This window comes from Fontibacter flavus, assembly GCF_042432905.1.
Lineage (GTDB): Bacteria > Bacteroidota > Bacteroidia > Cytophagales > Cyclobacteriaceae > Fontibacter > Fontibacter flavus.
On sequence record NZ_JBHLWI010000087.1, the window covers coordinates 1 to 2,426 of the forward strand.

Below are 2,426 nucleotides of genomic sequence, written 5' to 3' on the forward strand. Positions count from 1 at the left end.
AATGACAACAATGACAACTTTTTCCCCTCATTCTTAATTCATAACTCTCCATTCTACATTCTCAACCCTTTTGCCTCCCGAAATTCTTCGGGACAAGTTTTTTACTTTTTCCTTGGCTCTTCAATCATCCTTAATTCAACATTCTCCACCCTTTTGCCTTTTTACTTTTGCCTTGGCTCTTATATTTCCATTCTTCATTTTTCATCCTTAATTCAACATTCTCAACCCTTTTGCCTTGGCTCTTCAATCCTTCTTAATTCTCCACTCTTCACAACCTCACATACCTCCTCCTCCGCATCTCCACTCCCCAAAACAACACGATACCGATCACCAACACCACCCCATAGACAGGCAAACTCTGCACATGACCAAAATGCATCCAATAACGCTGAACCGGGAAACTGTCTTTTATGCCCTCAAGCATGGCTTCCTCCACACCGGGAACATTGATCCGCACCCAAAACATGGACAATAGCAGGTTAATCCCCCCTGCGATCAGCACCTCCTTCCATTGCAACTTGTACCGCCTGATGCCCTTCACCAATGCCAACACCAGCAAAGGCAAAAACGGCACCATCGTCGTGGAATTGGGATGCAATGCAAAAAACAACATCAACACCATCGCCAAGGTAAACCCTATCCCCAGCAGCGCAGCCTCCTTGATGATCCTGGACATAAAAACCAATGCCGTCACCACCAACAGCCCATAATACATCAAATGCCCGGTAATGAAATCCAAAGGATAATTCAAAAGTCCCTTGATAAAAGCCTGAAATAAGGACCTTAAACTCACATTACTATTGGAACCAGAAAGTAAAAACAGCAATAAACTCGCCGCCAACAAGACCCCAAAAAAGGACATGATCTTGACCGGTTTGAGTTTATGGGAAAGCATCTTCCAGCTTTTCACCCAGTCCACCGTATTCTGCATCATTACCCAAAGCAGGAAAATCATCATGGATACCAGCGAGAGGAAAAACCAGGATATTTCGGACGAAGAACCATCCAATACCCCCGCCCAGTTGGCCAATCCTATCAACAAAAACATCAATAATAAGGTAGCAATGACCGGAAATACGGTTTTGGGTTTTTCTCCTGTATAGAGTTCCAGTTTATCGCCCGGAAACACCCACAGACAAAGTCCTATAGGAAGCAGAAAAGGAGAGACAAAGGCACCTACCAGTGAGACCAGAAAGAGTTTACTCTTTTCATATCGGACAAAGTAATTGACCTGACCCATACCGATCATCATGGCCGCCATCTCTGTGGTAAAAGGATGGTACCAGGTGTCTTTGAGAATAAAAAAATTGAAAAACACCAGGACAAATGCCAAGGCCTCCAACTCGCTGGAAAGTCTGAGTTTCTTCGTAATCCTGAAGAACCAGTAAACCGTCAAACCCAGAAACAGGAGGTTGATGATCAGCATACCGCTCATCAGCGTATCCGGCTCCAGGTCAAAGCCCAAGACCACATAGACCACATGTACCAGGGCAAAAGGCATGATATGTTGCAATTGCCAGATGTTGTAGCTGTCCCGGTCGATGACATCCACGAATTCTATCGCCACCTGTCTGAAAAACAGCCCATGTCCCATTGTCCCCTCATTGATCGGCACCTTTTCCCCAGGAATCTGGAAAAGCACAATCCCAATGAGCAATATGATCAGTATAATTCTCGACATCAAAAGTTTATGAGGTTATAGAAAAATGGAATAATTAAGTAGAATATCTTTGGTTTAAGTCTTCAGATTTATCTCCCAAGAGGGAGACTTGGACCAAGCTAAGTTTTTTTCCCTCCCTACAACCTGGCTCTGGCCTAAAAATACCCACTGGGTATTGTCTTTACGGCCAGCCCTCTCCAGAAGCTGGACTCCCTTAAATCTCAACTAACACAAGAATTCGCGAAAATTCGCAAGCTCTGCGCCTAATTCATTTCTTGTGATGCATTGATCAGAAAATCACATCAAAATCCCCCAGCAGCTAAAATGTAGAATTTAAAAATTTGTGTAATTAGTGTAATTAGTGGTTATCATTTCAAATCAATTCGCGGTTCCGTATTGCCGGCGTATCCGGGATGGCCTCCAACCATCCCTCTGATATCCCGGCCTTTCAGGCCTATTTAATCGACCAAAAATCCATTTTCTTCTCCAAAAATGTAATCCCTATCAGCACCAGAATTCGTGAAAATTCGCAAGCCCTGCGCCTAATTCATTTTTAGTGATGCATTGATCAGAAAATCACATCAAAATCCCCCAGCAGCTAAAATGTAGAATTTAAAAATTTGTGTAATTAGTGTAATTAGTGGTTATCATTTCAAATCAATTCGCGGTTCCGTATTGCCGGCGTATCCGGGATGGCCTCCAACCATCCCTCTGATATCCCGGCCCTTCAGGCCTATTCAATAGACTCAAAAACTCCCTTCCCTAT

At 43.6% G+C, this 2,426-nt stretch carries 1 protein-coding gene; it reads right to left on the reverse strand.

The window, feature by feature from the left end; all coding sequences use genetic code 11:
• Window positions 1-268: 268 nt before the first annotated feature.
• The gene (locus ACFFIP_RS18945) at window positions 269-1,681 is read right to left on the reverse strand and encodes a hypothetical protein (RefSeq protein WP_382389361.1); all 1,413 of its coding nucleotides are present in this window, start codon (window positions 1,679-1,681) and stop codon (window positions 269-271) included.
• Between the last annotated feature and the right edge of the window lie 745 nt (window positions 1,682-2,426).